At 46.2% G+C, this 17782-nt stretch carries 13 protein-coding genes; 8 read left to right on the top strand and 5 right to left on the bottom strand.

Annotated features, from left to right (window positions below):
- The 6 genes from ACR0QN_RS10860 to ACR0QN_RS10835 all read left to right on the top strand — a co-directional run bounded on the left by ACR0QN_RS10860 (position 1) and on the right by ACR0QN_RS10835 (position 5559).
- Positions 1-621, top strand: coding sequence for a 5-bromo-4-chloroindolyl phosphate hydrolysis family protein (locus ACR0QN_RS10860; protein WP_432651239.1), 621 nt, complete (start codon positions 1-3; stop codon positions 619-621).
- Positions 618-1679 carry a hypothetical protein gene (locus tag ACR0QN_RS10855; RefSeq protein ID WP_432651238.1) on the top strand — a complete coding sequence of 354 codons (1062 nt, stop codon included), beginning with the start codon at positions 618-620 and terminating at the stop codon, positions 1677-1679. Before ACR0QN_RS10860 ends, ACR0QN_RS10855 begins: the two co-directional genes overlap by 4 nt.
- A 3-nt stretch (positions 1680-1682) precedes the next feature.
- The gene (locus ACR0QN_RS10850) at positions 1683-2822 is read left to right on the top strand and encodes a toxic anion resistance protein (RefSeq protein WP_432651237.1); all 1140 of its coding nucleotides are present in this window, start codon (positions 1683-1685) and stop codon (positions 2820-2822) included.
- 179 nt (positions 2823-3001) lie between these two features.
- Positions 3002-4423, top strand: a complete 1422-nt coding sequence (locus ACR0QN_RS10845) for a histidine kinase (RefSeq protein ID WP_432651236.1) — start codon at positions 3002-3004, stop codon at positions 4421-4423.
- Between the two features lie 6 nt (positions 4424-4429).
- Entirely contained in the window at positions 4430-4780 is a 351-nt protein-coding gene (locus ACR0QN_RS10840; protein ID WP_432651235.1) for an ATP-binding protein, read from the top strand.
- Complete coding sequence (locus ACR0QN_RS10835) at positions 4777-5559, top strand: response regulator (RefSeq protein ID WP_432651234.1); 783 nt, start codon at positions 4777-4779, stop codon at positions 5557-5559. Before ACR0QN_RS10840 ends, ACR0QN_RS10835 begins: the two co-directional genes overlap by 4 nt.
- 150 nt (positions 5560-5709) lie before the next feature.
- On the opposite strand, the gene ACR0QN_RS10830 is transcribed toward ACR0QN_RS10835, so the two are convergent.
- Positions 5710-6501 (bottom strand): helix-turn-helix domain-containing protein, encoded by a 792-nt coding sequence (locus ACR0QN_RS10830; protein WP_432651233.1) that lies wholly within the window; start codon positions 6499-6501, stop codon positions 5710-5712.
- A gap of 256 nt (positions 6502-6757) precedes the next feature.
- Between ACR0QN_RS10830 and ACR0QN_RS10825 the strand changes: the two genes are divergently transcribed.
- The gene (locus ACR0QN_RS10825) at positions 6758-9232 is read left to right on the top strand and encodes a glycosyl hydrolase family 59 (protein WP_432651232.1); all 2475 of its coding nucleotides are present in this window, start codon (positions 6758-6760) and stop codon (positions 9230-9232) included.
- A 9-nt stretch (positions 9233-9241) separates the two neighbouring features.
- On the top strand, positions 9242-10963 hold the full coding sequence (locus tag ACR0QN_RS10820; protein WP_432651231.1) for a glycoside hydrolase family 35 protein: 1722 nt from the start codon (positions 9242-9244) through the stop codon (positions 10961-10963).
- Positions 10964-11090: 127 nt separating this feature from the next.
- On the opposite strand, the gene ACR0QN_RS10815 is transcribed toward ACR0QN_RS10820, so the two are convergent.
- The 4 genes from ACR0QN_RS10815 to ACR0QN_RS10800 form a co-directional block, all read right to left on the bottom strand.
- A complete protein-coding gene (locus ACR0QN_RS10815; protein WP_432651230.1) occupies positions 11091-13076 on the bottom strand; it encodes a methyl-accepting chemotaxis protein in 1986 nt (661 codons plus the stop codon).
- Between the two features lie 292 nt (positions 13077-13368).
- Entirely contained in the window at positions 13369-13998 is a 630-nt protein-coding gene (locus ACR0QN_RS10810; RefSeq protein ID WP_432651229.1) for a response regulator, read from the bottom strand.
- Positions 13995-15650, bottom strand: coding sequence for a histidine kinase N-terminal 7TM domain-containing protein (locus ACR0QN_RS10805; protein WP_432651228.1), 1656 nt, complete (start codon positions 15648-15650; stop codon positions 13995-13997). Before ACR0QN_RS10805 ends, ACR0QN_RS10810 begins: the two co-directional genes overlap by 4 nt.
- Positions 15651-15723: 73 nt before the next feature.
- The coding region (locus tag ACR0QN_RS10800; protein WP_432651227.1) for a hypothetical protein at positions 15724-17782 on the bottom strand (2059 nt) is incomplete at its 5' end.

The raw sequence follows: 17782 nt of genomic DNA, 5'->3' as shown, positions 1-17782 counted from the left end.
GTGAAAAATGATCTTCGTCAGAATATTGCAGCCATAATTTCCGCAGCGGCGGCAGGAGCCGTTTTCATAATACTGCTTTTCCTGCTTGAATGGTCGGTCTTTATTGACGTGCCTGTGGCGATCGGAACGTATGCAGGACTGTATCTTGTTACTAAGCCGAAGCGCAGGATCGGAAATATGGACATTGATTTTATCGAAAACGGCGCAGAGCTTGAACAGAAGCTCCTTGAAGCAAAAGAGGACTATGACAGCATTAAAAGATCTATCCTGAAGATCGGCGATATGCAGGTGAAAGACGAAGCTGAAAAGCTTGCGGAGACCTCGGCGGCGATAATAGAATATCTGGAGCAGAACCCGCTGAAGATTCGTCAGGCAAGGCAGTTTATCGACTATTATCAGGACTCGGCTTCAAAGCTGCTTTCAAAGTATATCGGTCTGCAGGACGCAAATATCGAAACTGCGGAGATAATTCAGCTTAAAAAGGACACCCGAAGCGCACTCGGCACTTTAAACAAAGCATTCAGCGGTCAGTTTGAAAAGCTTATGCGTGGCGAGCTTACCGATATGCAGGCGGAGATAGAGCTTCTGGAGCAAACGGTGAAAATGGAGATGGACAAATGAAAGCAAAAATCATTGGTGCAGTTATTCTTATCGTTGTCATAGCTTGTGCGGCGGGATATTATTTCTACGGCAAAGCTGTTGACGTCACCGTAATAAACGGCTACCTGGGCGGCGAAAAGATAGGCATTATGGAGGATGAGCAGATAACGGATATCCTTGCAAAAAAGTATCACATTGCCTTTGACTATTCCCGTGCAGGGTCTCTTGATATGGTCACAGCCGACCAGTCGGGAAGGGATTATCTTTTTCCTTCCAGCAGAACTGCTCTGGAGTATTACAAGGAGCAGCACGGCGAGCCTGTTTCAGATGAGATAATCTTCAACACGCCCATAGTGCTTTACTCCCACAAAGCCGTTGCCGAAGCGCTGATGACAGACGGAACGGTCACTCTGTCCGAGGGCGTTTACTATGCGGATATGAAAAAGCTTACGGATAAGATAACAAGCGGCGTTTCCTGGGCGGAGGCAGGTCTGCCCGAGCTGTACGGGAATGTGTCGGTGGATACTACCGACCCCGTTCGCTCAAATTCGGGCAATATGTTTGCGGCGCTTCTTGCGAATGTCCTGTGCGGCGGCAAAACTGCTGACGAGGAAAGCGTGAAAGAGATAATGCCGCAGCTTAAATCAATTTTTGCTGATCTGGGATATATGGAGACCTCATCTTCCGACCTGTTCAATCAGTTTATTCGCACGGGGATAGGTGCAAAGCCTATTATTGCAGGCTACGAAAATCAGCTTCTTGAATATGCGGCGGAAAATCCCGAGCAGTATAAAAAAATTGCAGAGGATATCGTAATAATATACCCGACCCCGACCCTGTGGTCTACCCATATTTACATAGCCCTTGACGAAACGGGAAAACAGGGTGCAGCGGCACTCTGCGATGAAAAAGTACAGCAGCTTGCCTGGGAAAAGCACGGCTTCCGCACAAGCGGCTGCGATATTTCATCGGAGGGCGGAGACGGCAGGGTGGCAGGCATTGCACCCGAGCTTAACGCAGTTATAAATATGCCCGATTACAAGGTAATGAAGATAATAATGGAAGAACTGGAGGAATAAGCTATGTCTGAAATAAGCTTAGCAACTTTATCAAAGTCAAAAAATATCAAGGCTGCGGAGGATACTTCTCTTTCGCTGCAGCAGGAAAATACTCAGCTTGAGTTTACTCCCGAAGAAAAAGCAAAAATTGCCGAGATCAAGGACAGCATTGATCTTACGGATTCGGGTACAACGATGCAGTTCGGTATCGGCGCACAGCGCAGGCTTACGGAATTTACCGATTCCATACTTGACAATGTCCGTTCAAAGGACGGGGGACAGGTGGGCGATCTTCTGTCAAGCCTTGTGGTGGAGGTAAACAGTCTCGACCCGTCATCGCTTACAAATGACAATGGGATATTATCAAAGCTGCCCGGCGTAAAAAATGCGGTAAAGAGCCTTAAAAAGCTTGCGGAGAGGTATAACAAGGCAGAGGTGCAGATAGACAAGATCGAAGCTGCTCTTGAAAAAGCAAGAATGGATATGCTCAAAGACATAAGCGTTTTTGATATAATGTACAAGCAAAATCTTGACTGTTTCCGTGAGCTTGGACTGTATATTGAGGCAGGCAAGGAGCGTGTGGAAGAGATAAGGACAGAAACTATCCCCAAACTCAGAGCGGAGGCGCAGGCAAGCGGAGACCCGATGGACGCACAGCTTGTACGTGATTTTGAGGACGAGGTGGACAGGTTTGAAAAGAAGATATACGACCTTGAGCTGAGCCGCACCATAGCCGTTCAGACAGCGCCGCAGATAAAGCTGATACAGAATAACGACCGTGTTCTGGTGGATAAGATACAGACGGCGGTGCTCAATACCATTCCCATATGGAAGAGCCAGTTCGTTATTGCAATGGGACTTAACAACCAGCAGCGAGTTTTAAAAATGCAGCGTGAGATAACGGATACCACCAACAAAATGCTTCTGAAAAATTCGGAGCTTCTTAAAACAAACACGGTGGAGACTGCCAGGGAGTCCAACAGGGGAATTGTTGATATTGAAACTCTGCAAAAGGTAAATCAGAATCTTATCAGCACCATCGAGGAGACGATCCAGATACAGAAAGAGGGCAGACAGCAGCGTGCGGAAGCGGAAAAGGCTCTGGGTAAGATCGAGAACGATCTGAAAAATAAGCTTGTGGAGATTATGGATAATAATAAATAGTAATCGTCTTTTTGCTTTTTAAGAGTGTACAGGGGAATAAGGTCGCAGGAAAATTCTGAAATATTATCTTGAAAAATAAATGAGTTTATGATAATATAAATTAAACACTCATTTTCGGAGATGATATTTTGAAGAAATTTTCCTGTGATCTTTTTTGTCGAATAATGGCGATAATTTTAATGGCAGCAGCGCTTCTGGCTGCCTGTTTCGGGAGCAATCAGGCAACTCAGGCTATTTTTATCCCGCAAGAATTTCAAGGCGAATACAGCCTTGACGGGGGAGAAACGTGGAATGAACTTTCCGACAGTACGTATATTTCCGGCAGGAACAGCAGCGTTATTCTGAGAGGCGGCTTCGGAAACGGCCTTCCGGAGGGAATACATCTGAATTATTATCTGGATCATATTACTATGGAAATTTTTGTAAACGGTGAGCAGTATTTGTATGACAGCAGAAATGAAATAGGACTGAACTGCTCTACCTGCGGCAGAGTTTGGGTGCATTGGATAACCCCGGAAATATCCGACAGTGACATTATGGAGATACACCTTACAAATCCTCACAAATTCGGAAATGAAAATGCTTACAGCGAGCTGCTCAGCTCAATTTACGGCGGATCGGAGAACGTTTTCAGCAGCTATATGCTTAAAACGGGACAGCTAAGCAGGATGATCGGCATATCTGTGATGGTTGCGGCAATAATGCTTCTGGCTGCGGCTTTCTTTTTCGGGCTTATGCATATTGACGGCGGTGCAGCTGTCGGAAATCTGGGTGCTCTTGCCTTTTTTTTCGGGGGATATTTTATTATTGATACGATCGATTTTCCGCTTCTGAGCTGGCTTGACGCATTCAATACATACGCCCTGCAGATATGCATTATGCTTGCAGGTACTTCTGCGGCGGCGTGCATTGCAGAAAATATAAATTCCAAAGCGAAGAATACGGCTCGGGCGGCAGTTTTCGCTTCGGGAGCAGTCAATGCATTGTTTGCGGTATTGTCGCTGCTCGGAATCAGAGTGATATATGACACGATGATATATTGGCTTGCGGCGCACGCTGTTATTTATGCTGTGCTCCTTGGCTGCTGCATTTGCGAATGTATAAGCGGAAAATGCACAGACCGCCTGACTATAGTTTCTAATTTTGCACTTATTATCGCAGCGTTTGCGGATATGATATGCTTCATTGCAGGCTCATCTTATGCTGGAATATGTTCGAAGGCCGTTTTTCTGATATTGTTCCTTATTCACCTTGTCAGAATAATTATGGTTATCCCTGCAAATTACAATGCTGCAAGAGAAGCCGAACACCTGAGATCGGAGCTTGCCGAAAACCGTATCTCAATAATGCTCAGCCAGATACAGCCCCATTTTCTGCACAATTCTCTTAATACCATATACGGGCTTTGCGAAAAAGAGCCTTCCGCCGCTAAAAAGGCTGTGAACGATTTTGCGGATTATCTCAGGGGAAATATGGATTCGCTGACAAGGAAATGTCCCGTGCTCTTTGAAGCGGAGCTAAGGCATCTGAAAGCATATCTGTCTCTTGAACAAATGAGATTTAAGAACAAGCTCGATATTGTGTGGGACATACAGACGTAAGACTTTATGATACCGTCATTGACCGTTCAGCCGCTGGTTGAAAACGCTGTAAAGCACGGCATATGCAAAACCGAAAACGGAGGTACGGTGAAAATCTCTTCAAGGGAACTTTCTGACTGCTATGAAATAGAGGTCTCGGACAACGGCATTAGTTTTGATGTCAACACACCGCCAAACGACGGCAAAACCCATCTGGGAATTGAAAACGTGAGAAACAGGCTTTGGAAAATGTGCGGGGCGACGCTTCAGATATCAAGCGAGATCGGCAAGGGCACTGATGCCGTGATACGTCTCCCTAAGGAGAACTCGGGCGGACAGAAAAAACAGAATTTTATAACGGAGGAAAGAGCATTATGAGAATAATTGCTGTGGAAGATGAGGAAATAGCGCTTGATGTGCTGGAAAGAGCTATACGGGAAGCTGAGCCGTCGGCGGAAGTGGCAGTTTTTGACAAAAGTACAGCTGCTCTTGAATATGCTTCCGAAAACAAATGCGAGGCTGCTTTTCTTGATATCAATATGGGAGGCATAAACGGTATCGCTCTTGCCAAGGCGCTGAAGCTGGAGGGCCCTGAAATAAACATAATTTTTTCCACAGGCTATGATGAATATGCTCTGGAAGCAATAGAAATGAGGGTAAGCGGTTACATAATGAAGCCTATAACTGCCGAAAAAGTCCGTGATGAGCTTGATAATCTCCGCTACTGTGATCCTGCTGCTGCAGACGGAAAGCTGCGGATACAATGCTTTGGCAATTTTGATGTTTTTTCGGGGGATAAGCCTCTTGAATTCAAGTACAGCAAGACCAAAGAGCTGCTCGCATATCTTGTGGACAGAAACGGCGCAATGTGCACAAACAACGAGATAATCTCGGTACTGTGGGAAACGGAGGAGGAGCAAAGCGGCAAACAGACCTATTTAAAGAGCATTCGCAGAGATCTTATATCGGTACTGAAAAATGCAGGCTTCGGGGACGTGATAATACAGCGCAGGGGAGCTATGGGCATTGACAAGGATAAGGTGGAGTGCGATTATTATGATTGGCAAAGCGGCGTGGCTGCGGGTATCAACGCTTACAGAGGCGAATATATGATGCAGTATTCCTGGAGCGAATTTACTCACGGGCTTTTGCAGTAAAACAAAAAGCGTCCGAATATTCAGGCGTTTCAGTCTGTCGAGGGCATAATATATGATCGCAAACAGCGGAGCCGCACAGATGCAGCTCCGCTGTTTGATATTATGTAAAGCGGTGATATAAGCAAATATGCCGTGCGGCGACGGCGTATGTCAGGGAGAAGCAAAACGTATTTCGGTGGGTGAAAGGCCATAATATTCACGTATCTTTCTGCTCATATCGTTTGCACAGCAAAATCCCGTAACGTCGGCAATATCGGAAAATTTCATTGCCGTGTAACGGATAAGCTCACAGGCTCTCGTACAGCGTATATACGTAAGATATTCACGGGGAGACATTCCTGTTTCTGCCTTGAACACGTGGGCAAGATATCCCTCGCTGATAAAATTCTCGGCGGCTATATCCGCAATTTTTATATTGTCCGCATAATTCTGCTCGATGTATTCACGCACCTTTTCCGAAAGCACCCTGCCCGCACGTTCGGGAGCTTTTTCGCCTCCCGGTCTGACGATATCCAAAAATTCGGATACTATCGCAAGTGCCGCACTAAGCTCCGAATAGATATTTCCGCCGCCTGAAAATATATCAGTCATTTTTTCAAAGCCGGGACGGATATCAGGCTTGTTTTTTATCACAATAATTCCGCTCTTGCTTGTATCCGTAAGCATTGAAAAAAGCTCGGGACGGGTAAGCAGTTTTTTTATCTCCCAGGGATTTATTACCGTAATATACCGCTTATATTCTTTATCCCTGTTTACGGTCACGTCGTGGCGCTGCCTGCTTTTTATAAGGACTGAATCTCCGTCTGAAAGTGCTGCCGTTTCATCTCCCGCAGCAAGACATATCTGTCCGCTGACGATGTGCATAATTTCACAGGACGTATGCGTGTGGCTTACTTTATGCAATGGATTTTCGTAATATCCTGCGTGTTCGATCACTGCCATTTTATCACCCTCTATCATTATACCGCATATCGCTGTAAACTGCAACAGAAAAACAGCAGATTTTATATAATAATAAGCAGATAATATAATGAACTATCTCCTGAAATCGGTTAAAATAATGATAAAGACCTTTTAAGGAGAAGAGCATATGAATATCAGAAAATTTATATCAGCTGTAATTTGCACGGCTATGCTGTCCTGTGTATTTACAGGATGCAATGGAGATACGAACGATATCAAAACGGAGGAAAACGAGATGCAGATGACCGAAACGGAAGCACCGAAAGAGATACCTCTTGCAGATGTAAACTCGTCATATAAGGCTGTCACTATTGACGGAAACACGGTAAATACGGACGAGGGCACGGTATGGCGTGGGCTTGGCGTTGTCACGGGTAATAATTCTTCACGCTTGCTGATGGACTATAAGACCCAGAACCCCGACGCCTATTGGGAGATAATGGATCTGCTTTTCAAGCCGGGTCTTGGCGCAGGGCTTTCACACGTTAAGATAGAGTTCGGCACGGACGTTAATTCTTCGTCGGGAACGGAGCCGTCAATAATGCGCTATGCAGATGAAAAGGCGGACGTTACAAGGGGCGCAGGATTTATGTTTGCCGCTGACGCTCTTTCCATAAATCCGGACATTACTGTTGACCTGCTGCGCTGGGGCGAGCCTAAATGGGTCACAGACGCATTTTCGGAGTCCTGTGAGGCAGGCTTTAAAGCACGATATAAGTGGTACAAGGCGGCTATTGACGGAGCATATGATACATACGGAATTAAATTCACCCACATAAGCGCCGACGGCAACGAACCTGAACAGATCGACACGGACTGGATAATTTATTTCTCCGACAGGCTGAAAAATGAAACCGATGAGCGTTATGACTACAGCAAAATAAAGATAGTAGCTTCCGACGAGGTCGGCTCCTGGAAAATCGCAGATGAGATGATGAAAAACGAGGAGCTGCGAAACGCTGTAGACATTCTCGGTGAGCATTACAACACCCACGCAAGCGGCAATGCAAAGATACTCAATAAAACCTACGGCAAAGAAATATGGTACACCGAGGGTATCTCCTCCACTAATATCGCAAAGCTCGCCGTTCAAAGCAGCGGCAGCGGCATAAATGGTACTAACGGCGCTCTGGACGTGTGCAACCGCATTATCAACGGATATTACAACGGCAGAATGACAATGTATGAGTATCAGCCTGCTGTTGCGGCGTATTATTCCGGAGCAAAATTTTTCCCGAAATCGCTTATCAATGCACAGACTCCCTGGAGCGGCTGTTATGAAGCGGACAGCGGAATATGGACTTCGGCGCATTTTACCCATTTTATAAAAAACGGCTGGAGATTTATTGACAGCGCCTGCTACGGCGACGGCAAGGAAAACCACGCTATTTCCGAGACGACTGACAACTATATGACAGTTACCGATACGGAGACGGGGGATTACTCCATCATAATCTGCAACGACAGCGATGAACAGCGCAATTATATATTTACTCTTGAAAATATGGAGATGGCTGATACACCCATTACAATTTGGGAAACAAGAGGTCACGACGAGGGTCAGGATTATGATGATAATTATTTTAAGAATATCGGCACATTCCGTCCCGTCAAATCAGACGGAAAATATGAATATTCCGTTGAAGTAAAGCCATATTCCATAGTTACAGTCACCACTCTTGACAAGACCGCAGATACTTCTGTTTACAAATGCAGATATGAGGACGTGCCTCTTGACATAAATTATTCCGATGATTTTGAGTATTCCGATGAATTTCTCGCTGCAAGAGGCAATGATCCTCTTTACACCACCGATCAGGGCGGAGCATTTGAGGTCGCAGAGACCGACGGAAACAAGGTGCTTATGCAGATCATCAACTCAGACTGCAAGCCCACCGACTGGCGTTACAGACAAACTCCAAATCCTATAACATCTCTGGGCGACGACCGCTGGGCAAATTATTCCGCAGAGATCAGCTTCAAGCTTGCAGATAATTCTTCTGACAATTATGTTTCTTTTGGAGTTCGCTATCTAACAGCCGAGCTTGACTCCTGGTCTGCGGAAAACGGATACAGCCTGAGAGTTTATCCAAGCGGATATTACGAGCTGAAAAAGAACGCAGAAGCTGTGCAGAAAGGAAATACTCAAGGCTTTGACCCGTCGGTATGGCATACCGTTAAGATCACAGCTTCGGGAAATCATATTTCCGCAGAGCTGGACGGTTCGGAAATTGCTTCATATGACGATGAGTCGGGATATGCACATTCGGGGCGTGTTTCGATCGGCAGCGGACTTTACAACAATATTTTCGACGATCTGAAAATATCTCCCGTGGACGGTTTCAAGCCGACAATTACAAGAGTTGACGACCACGACCCGTCTGTGGTCTATAATGGTGAATGGGACAGGAACGTTCCCGATGATTACATTCACTTTAACCGCACCCGTTCCAAAGCGGACATTACCGAGGAAGATACCGCCGAAAAAAGTATGGGATTCAGCTTTAACGGAGACCATTTCGCACTTATCGGAAAGACGCCTGCCTGCGGATTTGACGTTTATCTTGACGGAGAACTGCTTCGATCGGCTGAGACAGAGGGTGTGAAGGCTCGTCAGTGCTTTTTTTCGGCAGATGTTCCGCAGGGCAGCCACAGCGTTAAAGTAATTGTGACAAGCGGAAGATTTGCGGTTGATGTTATTGAATACTGAGGTGTTGATATGTTTGAGATCAAAGACAAATTCTATCTGAACGGTGAGCCGTTTAAAATAATTTCGGGTTCGTTTCACTATTTCAGGACTGTTCCCGAATACTGGCAGGACAGGCTTGAAAAGCTTGTAAATATGGGCTGCAACACCGTTGAGACCTATATTCCCTGGAATTTTCACGAGACAAACAGGGGAGAATTCCGCTTTGACGGTATGAGGGATATTGAGCGGTTTATCAGGCTGGCAAATGATCTCGGGCTGTATATGATAATACGTCCTTCGCCGTATATCTGCTCGGAATGGGAATTCGGCGGTCTGCCTGCGTGGCTGTTAAAGGATAAAAATATGCGCCTCAGGTGCAGCTATGAGCCTTATCTAAATGCTGTAAAGGATTATTACAGCGTTCTTATCCCGAAGCTTGCTCCTTATCAGATCGACAGGGGCGGCAATATAATTTTAATGCAGCTTGAGAACGAGTACGGCTATTACGGAAATGATACGGCGTATCTTGAATTTCTTCGTGATACAATGAGAGAACTTGGCATAACGGTTCCCTTTGTCACCTCCGACGGACCCTGGAGCGAGGAGATATTTAAATCGGGAATGGCAGTCGGTGCGCTGCCTACGGGAAATTTCGGCTCAGCGGCAGAGTGGCAGTTTGGTCAGATGAAAAAATTCATCGGAGAGGACAAGCCGCTTATGTGTATGGAATTCTGGAACGGCTGGTTTGACGCCTGGGGCGAGGAGCATCACACAACGTCTCCGGAAAAGGCGGCAGAAGAGCTGGAGGAAATTTTAAAACGTGGCAGCGTAAATTTCTATATGTTCGAGGGCGGCACAAACTTCGGCTTTATGAACGGACGAAACAGCGGAAGCAAAACAGGAGACGTGACTTCCTACGATTATGACGCCCCTCTCACCGAGGATGGACAGCTCACCGAAAAATACAAGGCGTTCAGAGATGTTATCGGAAAATACGCCGATATAAGAACTATACCGCTTACCACGGATATCAGGCGGAGCTCCTACGGAATGATATCCTGCACAGGAAGGACAGGATTGTTTTCCGTGCTTGAAAAAATTGCCGAGCCGGTCCGTTCGGTTTATCCTCTTACTATGGAGGACATCGGACAGAACTACGGATATATCTTATACCGAACCAAAATCAAGGACGGCGAGACGGTCAATGAGCTTTGCCTTGAAAACGCCGCCGACAGAGTTCAGTGCTATCACAACGGAGAATATGTTTATACTGCTTTTGCGGAAAATATGTACGAAAAATTTGAGCCAAACGAAAAGCGCACGGGCGGGATTATCAGTCTGCTCTGCGAAAATACAGGCCGTGAAAATTTCGGCACGGGTCTGGAAGATCAGCGGAAAGGTATTTCGGGAGGCGTTAAGGTAAATGATCACAGACAGTTCGGTTTTGATATATTTCCGCTTCCTCTCGATGAGGAGCAGATAGGAAAAATAGGCTTTGACGAGGGTTATTCCGAGGGCGTTCCCGCATTTTACAGATTTGAATTTGAAGCTGATGAGCTTTGTGATACATTTGTTGACTTTGACGGCTTCGGAAAGGGCTGTGTGTTTATAAACGGTTTTAATCTGGGACGTTTCTGGGATATTGGACCTCAGCGGCAGCTTTATCTTCCTGCGCCTCTGCTCAAAAAGGGAAAGAATACGATCATCATTTTTGAGACCGAGGGAAAAGCTGCCGATTTTATCCGTGTATAGTATGCTTTTTTCATAGTGAAAGAGAATTTGAGCTTTCAAGCAGCAAAGCAGCGGGGCTGCAAATGCACCCCCGCTGCTTTGTATAATATGAAAACTGCATATCCGTTTTTGAAGTATAACCGCAAGATCAACTGTTCTTTGTGTTAAATTTAAACTGAGAAATAAGGTCTTTAAGCATATTTGCCTGACCTGAAAGCTCCTCGGACGCTGCTGCGGACTCCTCGGCTGTAGCAGAGTTTGACTGGACTACCTGGGATATCTGTTCAACGCCTATCGTTATCTGGGTGATCGAATCGGCTGTATTGCGTGACGCCTCTGAGATCTGTTCGTTAATATCCGCAACAGCACTTGCTGCAGCGGCTACGGAAGTCATCTTATCAGCGACCTCGTCAACAAGAGAAGTGCCCTTCTGAATAGTTGCAACGGTGCTCTCAATAAGTGCAGTAGTGTTCTGTGCAGCCTCGGCGGATTTGCCTGCAAGATTTCTTACCTCATCTGCCACAACGGCAAAGCCCTTTCCTGCCTCACCTGCTCTTGCTGCCTCAACTGCGGCGTTAAGAGAAAGAATATTTGTCTGGAATGCAATATCCTCTATGGTCTTTATTATCTTCTTTGTTTCATCGGAAGATCGACGGATATCGTTCATTGCGGAAACGAGATCGTTCATACAAGAAATAGCTTCCTGCATAACTCCTCCTGCGGCATTTGTCTTATTGCTTGCATTTTCTGCCTGAGAAGCATTGTCCTTTATCTGATTGGCGATAACTTCAATTGTAGCAGCAAGTTCCTCAATAGAGGACGCCTGCTCTGTAGCTCCCTGAGAGAGACACTGTGCACCTGATGAGACCTGGTCTGAGCCTGCAGAGACCTGCTCTCCGGCGGTGTTGATCTGATGCATTGTGTTTGAAAGCCTGTTCTTGATAAGCTCTATATACTCGATAAGCTGTTTGTAGTCCCCAACATAGAACTGCTGATTTTCACGGGAATTGACCGCAAGATTGCCTTTGGAAATTTCCTCAAGAATTCTTTCAATGTCCTTGAAAATGCTGTTAAGCTGGGAAACAACTGTAGATGTAGCGTCAGCAAGCTTCTTGGTTTCGTCACGGGAGGTCACAGCAGGAACTTCGCTGGTAAGGTCGCCCTTTGAAAGCTTGACGATGCGTTCGGAGCAGAGAACGATAGGATTTGCAAGCTTATTTGCAAATATCAGAGCTATAACAGCGGCAATTATACAGGTAACGACCGTAATAACCACGCTTATTACAATGGAGGTATAGGTCCCGTCCATAAATTCGTCACGGACCACATTAACTCCTATGCTCCAGCCGGGAGTTCCTGCAACAGGCGCATAAGCTACAAGCTCAAGGTTTCCGTTGTATTCATACTGGTCGGAGCCTGTTTCGCCTGCACACATTTTTGCCTCTACCTCTGCAAGCTTTTGGTAAGATGGGTCTGTTTTTGCTGCTTCCTGTGCATTTTCCTTGCCGACGACTTCAGGGTCGTTGAATGCAATGGTCAGTCCGTCTGACGAGAGAAGATATGCCGTTCCGCCTTCTCCCACGTTTATGTTGCTGACGATATCGTTAAGGAATGTGTTATGGGGTATCATATATACCACGCCCGATACCTTGCTGCCGTTTATGCCGTTTTCCCAGAGAGGTGCGGAGATCACAACAGCATTTTCCACCCCGAATATGCTTTCAGTCATAAAATCAGAGCAGTATTCATTTCCGCCCGATGATACCTTGAAAAATTCTTCGCCTGAGCAGTCTGTTCCGTTTACCATATCTTTGCCGGTCATATCAAGTATGCCGCAGAGCTCCAGTCCGTATTTGGCAGTTCGTTCCGCAGCGACTTCAGCGCATTCGGACTCAGCCGTGCCGGGATCTGTCAGACTGCTTATACAGCCGATCTCGGACGCAATTGCCTTATAGCTTTCTATTTCTGTCTGAACACGGGAAGCTGCAAGCTTTGCCGTTTCCGCCATAGATTTGTCGAGGATGCTCTCTGCCGAAAAATAATTCAGTTCTGCACCTGCTTTGCCTATAATAATTGAAGAAAACAGGCCTATCCCCATCATAGCGGCAAGTATTTTCGTTTTGATACTTTTCAACACTATTCCCCCTGTCCTTTTTGGACGATTTTTATGATAATTTCCGGAATTTTGCCGAAATATTATGCCTTATTAACATTTTAACATTGTATTGGGAAAAAGTCAATAGTTTTGATGGAATTTGAGTGGACAATTTGATGGGATCTGTGTGGACAATAAAGAGGATCTTGGAGGAAAATCAGACAGCAGGGCGTATCTTGTACCGAAAATTCGGCGTCAGATTTGAACTTCCGTGGAGTCCGGGCAGCAAATTGCCCCCATTGATATAATGGAGGCTTATCAGAAATCAGTATTAAACAAGATTATTTTTAACCGCAAATACCGCAAGCTGAGTACGGTCTTTAAGCCCCAGCTTTTCAAGCAGCTTCGAGATATTGTTTCTTACCGTACCCTCCGCAAGGAAAAGCTTTGCCGCAATTTCTTTGTTGTCGCAGCCGTCGCAGATGAGCGCCATAAGCTCTCTGTCCCTTTCGGAAAGCTCAAAGCCTGCCGATGAAGGCTGCACAACGGGCATAGTCTGCTTTATGGAGGAAAAAACGCTGGCACCGAATACATTTATGCCGCCGTAAACAGTCTTTACGGCGTTTATTATCTTCTCGTTCTCCATTTCCTTTAGAATATATCCGTCCGCTCCGCAGGCAATGGCTTTCTGCACCGTCTCGCTGTCGTCAAAGGTGGTGAGGACAAGCACCTTTATGTCGGGAAAATGTGCCTTTATCTGTCTGGTGCCGTATTCGCCGTCATATCCCGGCATACGCATATCCATAAGCACAACATCGGGAGAGCGCTTTATGCACATTTCAAGTGCTTCCTTTCCGTTTCCTGCCTGTCCCACAACATTTATCTCGCTGTCAAGGGACAAAACGGCTTCAAGTCCACGTCTGAGTATCTCAACATCATCGGCTATAAGTACCTTTATCATAGCTGTTCTCCTTCCTGATCCTGTGGAACGGGTATTTTTATTACCGCAGAAAAGCCTATACCCTCGCCCGATTTGAACAGAGCAGTTCCGCCCAGTTCTTCTGTCCTTTCCGAAATGCCTCTCAGTCCGTTATGTGCGGTTATTTCTTTGCAGCCTTTGCCGTTGTCGAATACATAAAGCTCCAGAGACGTGTCAAGAAATTTTACGATAACGTCTATCCTGTCTGCCCCCGAGTATCTCACGCTGTTTGTGATAAGTTCCCGAAAGCTGCTGTAGATGTTCTGCACGCAGAAGGCATATCTGCTGTCCTCGTTTCCCTGTATGCAAAGCTCTGTCTTAATATCCCTTACAGCGTCGGTCACAGTCTTTACAGCGGCTGTCACGGTGGTCATAAAGCTGTCGTCACGAAGATTGTTTATGGAGCAGCGAAGCTGTGTAAGACCGCCCCTTGCAAGGAATTCGGTCTCGTCCATAAAGCCATTCAGCTCCATAAGCTGCGGAGTTTCAGGCATTTCTGACAGCCGCACCTTTGAAAGCTTTGCGAGGGAGCTTATCATTGTAAATGTGTGTCCTGCGGTGTCGTGTACCTCCTGGGCTATCCTGTTTCGTTCACGTTCAATGGCAAGCTTCTGCCTTGCTCCCGCAAGCTCGTCGGTTTTTTCGATAAGCTGATAGTATCTTGATATGTCCGAAACTATCACAAGCTGAGCAACGGCAATGCCCTTGTCGTCACGGCAATGATAATGCTTTATTCCCAGATGAAGTCCGTCCTTCTCAATTTCGGCATAGTCAAAATCCTCTGTAAGAGTTCTTTCCGAAAGCTCCGATATATAGCTTATGAATGAGTTAAGGTCGGTCTTTTCCGAGATATCAAGCATACGCTTTGCCGCACGGCTGAGATAGGTTATCCTGCCCCGACGGCTGAAAACTATCACGCCCTCCTCAATGGTATTGAATGCGTCCTCAAAGGCAACGTCGTTTACATTCAGAAAGCCGTAGCGATAGGTGGCAATCAGGACGAGGAGACCCGACAGCGCCAGAGACAGGGGAGTTAGGGCAAAATCAAGGGTTATCACATTTACAAGGGTCAGCAGATTTATGCACAGGGGTATGCTTGTGGCAAGGGTAAGAAGTACCGCCTGACCTCTTGAACGCTGCTTGTTCTCGAAGCATTGCCTGCAAATAAGTGCGATGCCGCAGAGCATTGACAGATATATGTATATCTGGCTTATAAAGAACAGCGGCCCGTGAATTATGCCGCCCACCCCAAATTCGGTATAATAAAGCCTGTGAATGGGATTTGTGGCAGCGGCGAGGAAGATGAGAGAGGAAAATCCCAAAGTGCCGTACAGAAGCGGCTTTGAAAGCTCCCTGTCCATATAGCTCACCGCAAACAGCAGCCAGCAGCTGCCAATGAAGCTTATTCCCAGATTGCCGATGTCGTAGCCGATAAGCAGCTGCCTTTCGCTTTCGGAGAAAATTATTATAAGCTGTGATATTATCCACAGCAGCAGGGAGCATTGACAGCCCACAAAGCTGAATGTCACCCTGCTGCGGCTGCCCTTTACCATAAGCCATATCATAGATGTGCATATGAGGGCAAGCGCCGCAAGGAGCATTGCTGTAAGGGTGCAGAGCATACCTTCGCTCATTTTACGCAGATTCCTTTCAGATAAATTTATTCGTGTCAGTTTAATTATATATCATATCCGCCCGAAAATCAAGTTACCATTTCCAGTCCTCGAAAAATCTTCCAGCCTTTTCTTTAAGCTCTCTGCCCTTTTTGATGAAGTATTCATTTGCGGAGGCAACGGCGATAAGCAGAAGTCCCACCACCAGCAGATACACCCACCAGTCGATCATTCGGAAGAAATCCCTGAAAATATAGAGGGTAAGTCCCGTGAGCGCTACAGATGAAACAGCGAACCAGCGCTTTTTCTTTCTGATAAAGGAATAGAGGAGAATTACCAGGGATACGCCAAGAACGATAAGGGTGTTAAACAGGTTCTGACGGGAAAGAGCCTCTATTATAAGGCACATAAAAGAAATGCCGTAGACTGCGGTGGAGAAGTTTTCCGAAAGCTTCGGATACTTTTTCCAGATCTTTGAGAACACAAAGCCGAATATGCAGATAAGTCCGAGAGTTATTTTGAAGGAGAAAAGAGGGTCGCTTACGTTAAGAAAAGGTCTGTTTATAAGGGCAATGGTGAAGAGACCATAGCCTACGGTGAGAAATGCCTTGTTTAAGTCATCGTGATGATCTTTCCTTGCAAGGTTTGCGATAAACAGGGCAAGGAGGGTCAGCACAGCGAATACACTTGCATTGCCGCTTAATCCGTCAAGCATCGGGATACTGAGTATCAAGCCTAAACAGCAGGTGTCAAGGCGGAAGCTTCCTTCTTCCTTTTCAAAAAGCTTTTTCGGGAAGAACATTCTTGAAGCGATAAGACAAGCCGCCGCAAACATAACTGCCGCCAGGATATGTATGGCATTACTGTCCAAAGACTCTGCCATATTAGCAAGATTTCCCACCGCAAGCGCCGAGCCTGTCATTGTGAGAAGTGAGGGCAGATTATTTGCCGATTTTCCGAAAAGCACAGTAAGCGTAATCGTTACAGCAAGGATAAGAAGCTGTATTCCCATAGATGCACTTCCCGTTCCCATAAGCGCCATTACGGAGACTGTTATGGCAAAGGAGTAAAATACTGCGCCCGAGCGTTTTTTCGTTATCAAAATACCTGCGGCAATGAACGCAAGGACAGCGGAATTTATCGCATACTCGAAACAGCAGGGTAAAGTATTATCGATCAGCCCGACTGCGGAAAATACCATTCCGGTCACAGGGAGGGGAAGAAGTATGCCGAATATCTTTGCCAAAGAATTGTCCTTTTCTGCTGATTTGATAAGCAGAAGAATGAGGAGAAGAGCGAAGCCAAGAAGTCCGAAAACGCCGTTATCATCCGATGTCCGGCACAGAACCGCAATTATTACTGCGGCAGGCAGGAAGATATCCGAAAATACGGTTCTGATGGGCTTTGCAAAATGATGTATCAGCGCCAAGGCAAAGAGCATTGCAACGAGTATGAAAAGGGGGGCGTTTGTAAATTTGTTGTCAATAAGGCAGTAAGCATTGAACAGGGCAAAGCTGCTTATGACACATTCTGCCGCTTTAAGCAGGCTGTTATTAAAGCGTATTCCCCATACAGCGGTGTAGAGGATATACACAGCCGCCGTGATAATGCAGTAAATATCCCAGTCGGTGTTGTATACCATAAGCATACCTGCGGAAGCTATAGCGGCAATGGTGTTCAGCAGTATCTCCGACACCTTTGTGACGGGCAGCCATTTTTCGGGAGCCTTGAGAAAGGTGAGATCTCCTGCAGCTGTGAAAAGTACCGCAAGAAGTGCAAGGAAGAGGATAAAGCATTTTCCGCCCGGCGCAAGCTCGGCAAGGAGGAGGACTGTGAATACAAGCCCTGTAATATGAGCGAATACTGCCCAGCGTGATCTTGTATACTCTCTGTGTCCCAGATATGCCATTGCTGTAACCGCCAGAGACATAGCTATATAAACTGCGGCGCAGGCATAGCACTCGTATGACCAATTGCCGAAAGAGTTTATCATCTGACAGCCTGAATACAATGCGCTTGGAACAAAGAGGAAAGCTGCGGAGAGGTCAAGAGGTATTTTCCAGCCCTCGGGCTTATTAAACTTAAATGTATATACGAAGTTCAGATATATTACTGCGAAGATGGTAAGGAAGAGAGCAAACTGAATGCCGTCA

This window comes from Huintestinicola sp. (assembly GCF_050874005.1).
Taxonomy (GTDB): domain Bacteria; phylum Bacillota; class Clostridia; order Oscillospirales; family Ruminococcaceae; genus Huintestinicola.
Note: the sequence above shows the minus strand (reverse complement) of the source record. Positions and strands in the feature narration are given on the sequence as shown.

Excerpts from the sequence above, each read along its gene's own strand:
- ACR0QN_RS10855 (WP_432651238.1), top strand. The coding sequence starts at position 618 with ATGAAAGCAAAAATCATTGGTGCAGTTATTCTTATCGTTGTCATAGCT.
- ACR0QN_RS10850 (WP_432651237.1), top strand. The coding sequence starts at position 1,683 with ATGTCTGAAATAAGCTTAGCAACTTTATCAAAGTCAAAAAATATCAAG.
- ACR0QN_RS10820 (WP_432651231.1), top strand. The coding sequence starts at position 9,242 with ATGTTTGAGATCAAAGACAAATTCTATCTGAACGGTGAGCCGTTTAAA.
- ACR0QN_RS10805 (WP_432651228.1), bottom strand. The coding sequence starts at position 15,650 with ATGAGCGAAGGTATGCTCTGCACCCTTACAGCAATGCTCCTTGCGGCG.
- ACR0QN_RS10835 (WP_432651234.1), top strand. The coding sequence starts at position 4,777 with ATGAGAATAATTGCTGTGGAAGATGAGGAAATAGCGCTTGATGTGCTG.
- ACR0QN_RS10830 (WP_432651233.1), bottom strand. The coding sequence starts at position 6,501 with ATGGCAGTGATCGAACACGCAGGATATTACGAAAATCCATTGCATAAA.
- ACR0QN_RS10810 (WP_432651229.1), bottom strand. The coding sequence starts at position 13,998 with ATGATAAAGGTACTTATAGCCGATGATGTTGAGATACTCAGACGTGGA.
- ACR0QN_RS10840 (WP_432651235.1), top strand. The coding sequence starts at position 4,430 with ATGATACCGTCATTGACCGTTCAGCCGCTGGTTGAAAACGCTGTAAAG.
- ACR0QN_RS10825 (WP_432651232.1), top strand. The coding sequence starts at position 6,758 with ATGCAGATGACCGAAACGGAAGCACCGAAAGAGATACCTCTTGCAGAT.
- ACR0QN_RS10845 (WP_432651236.1), top strand. The coding sequence starts at position 3,002 with ATGGCAGCAGCGCTTCTGGCTGCCTGTTTCGGGAGCAATCAGGCAACT.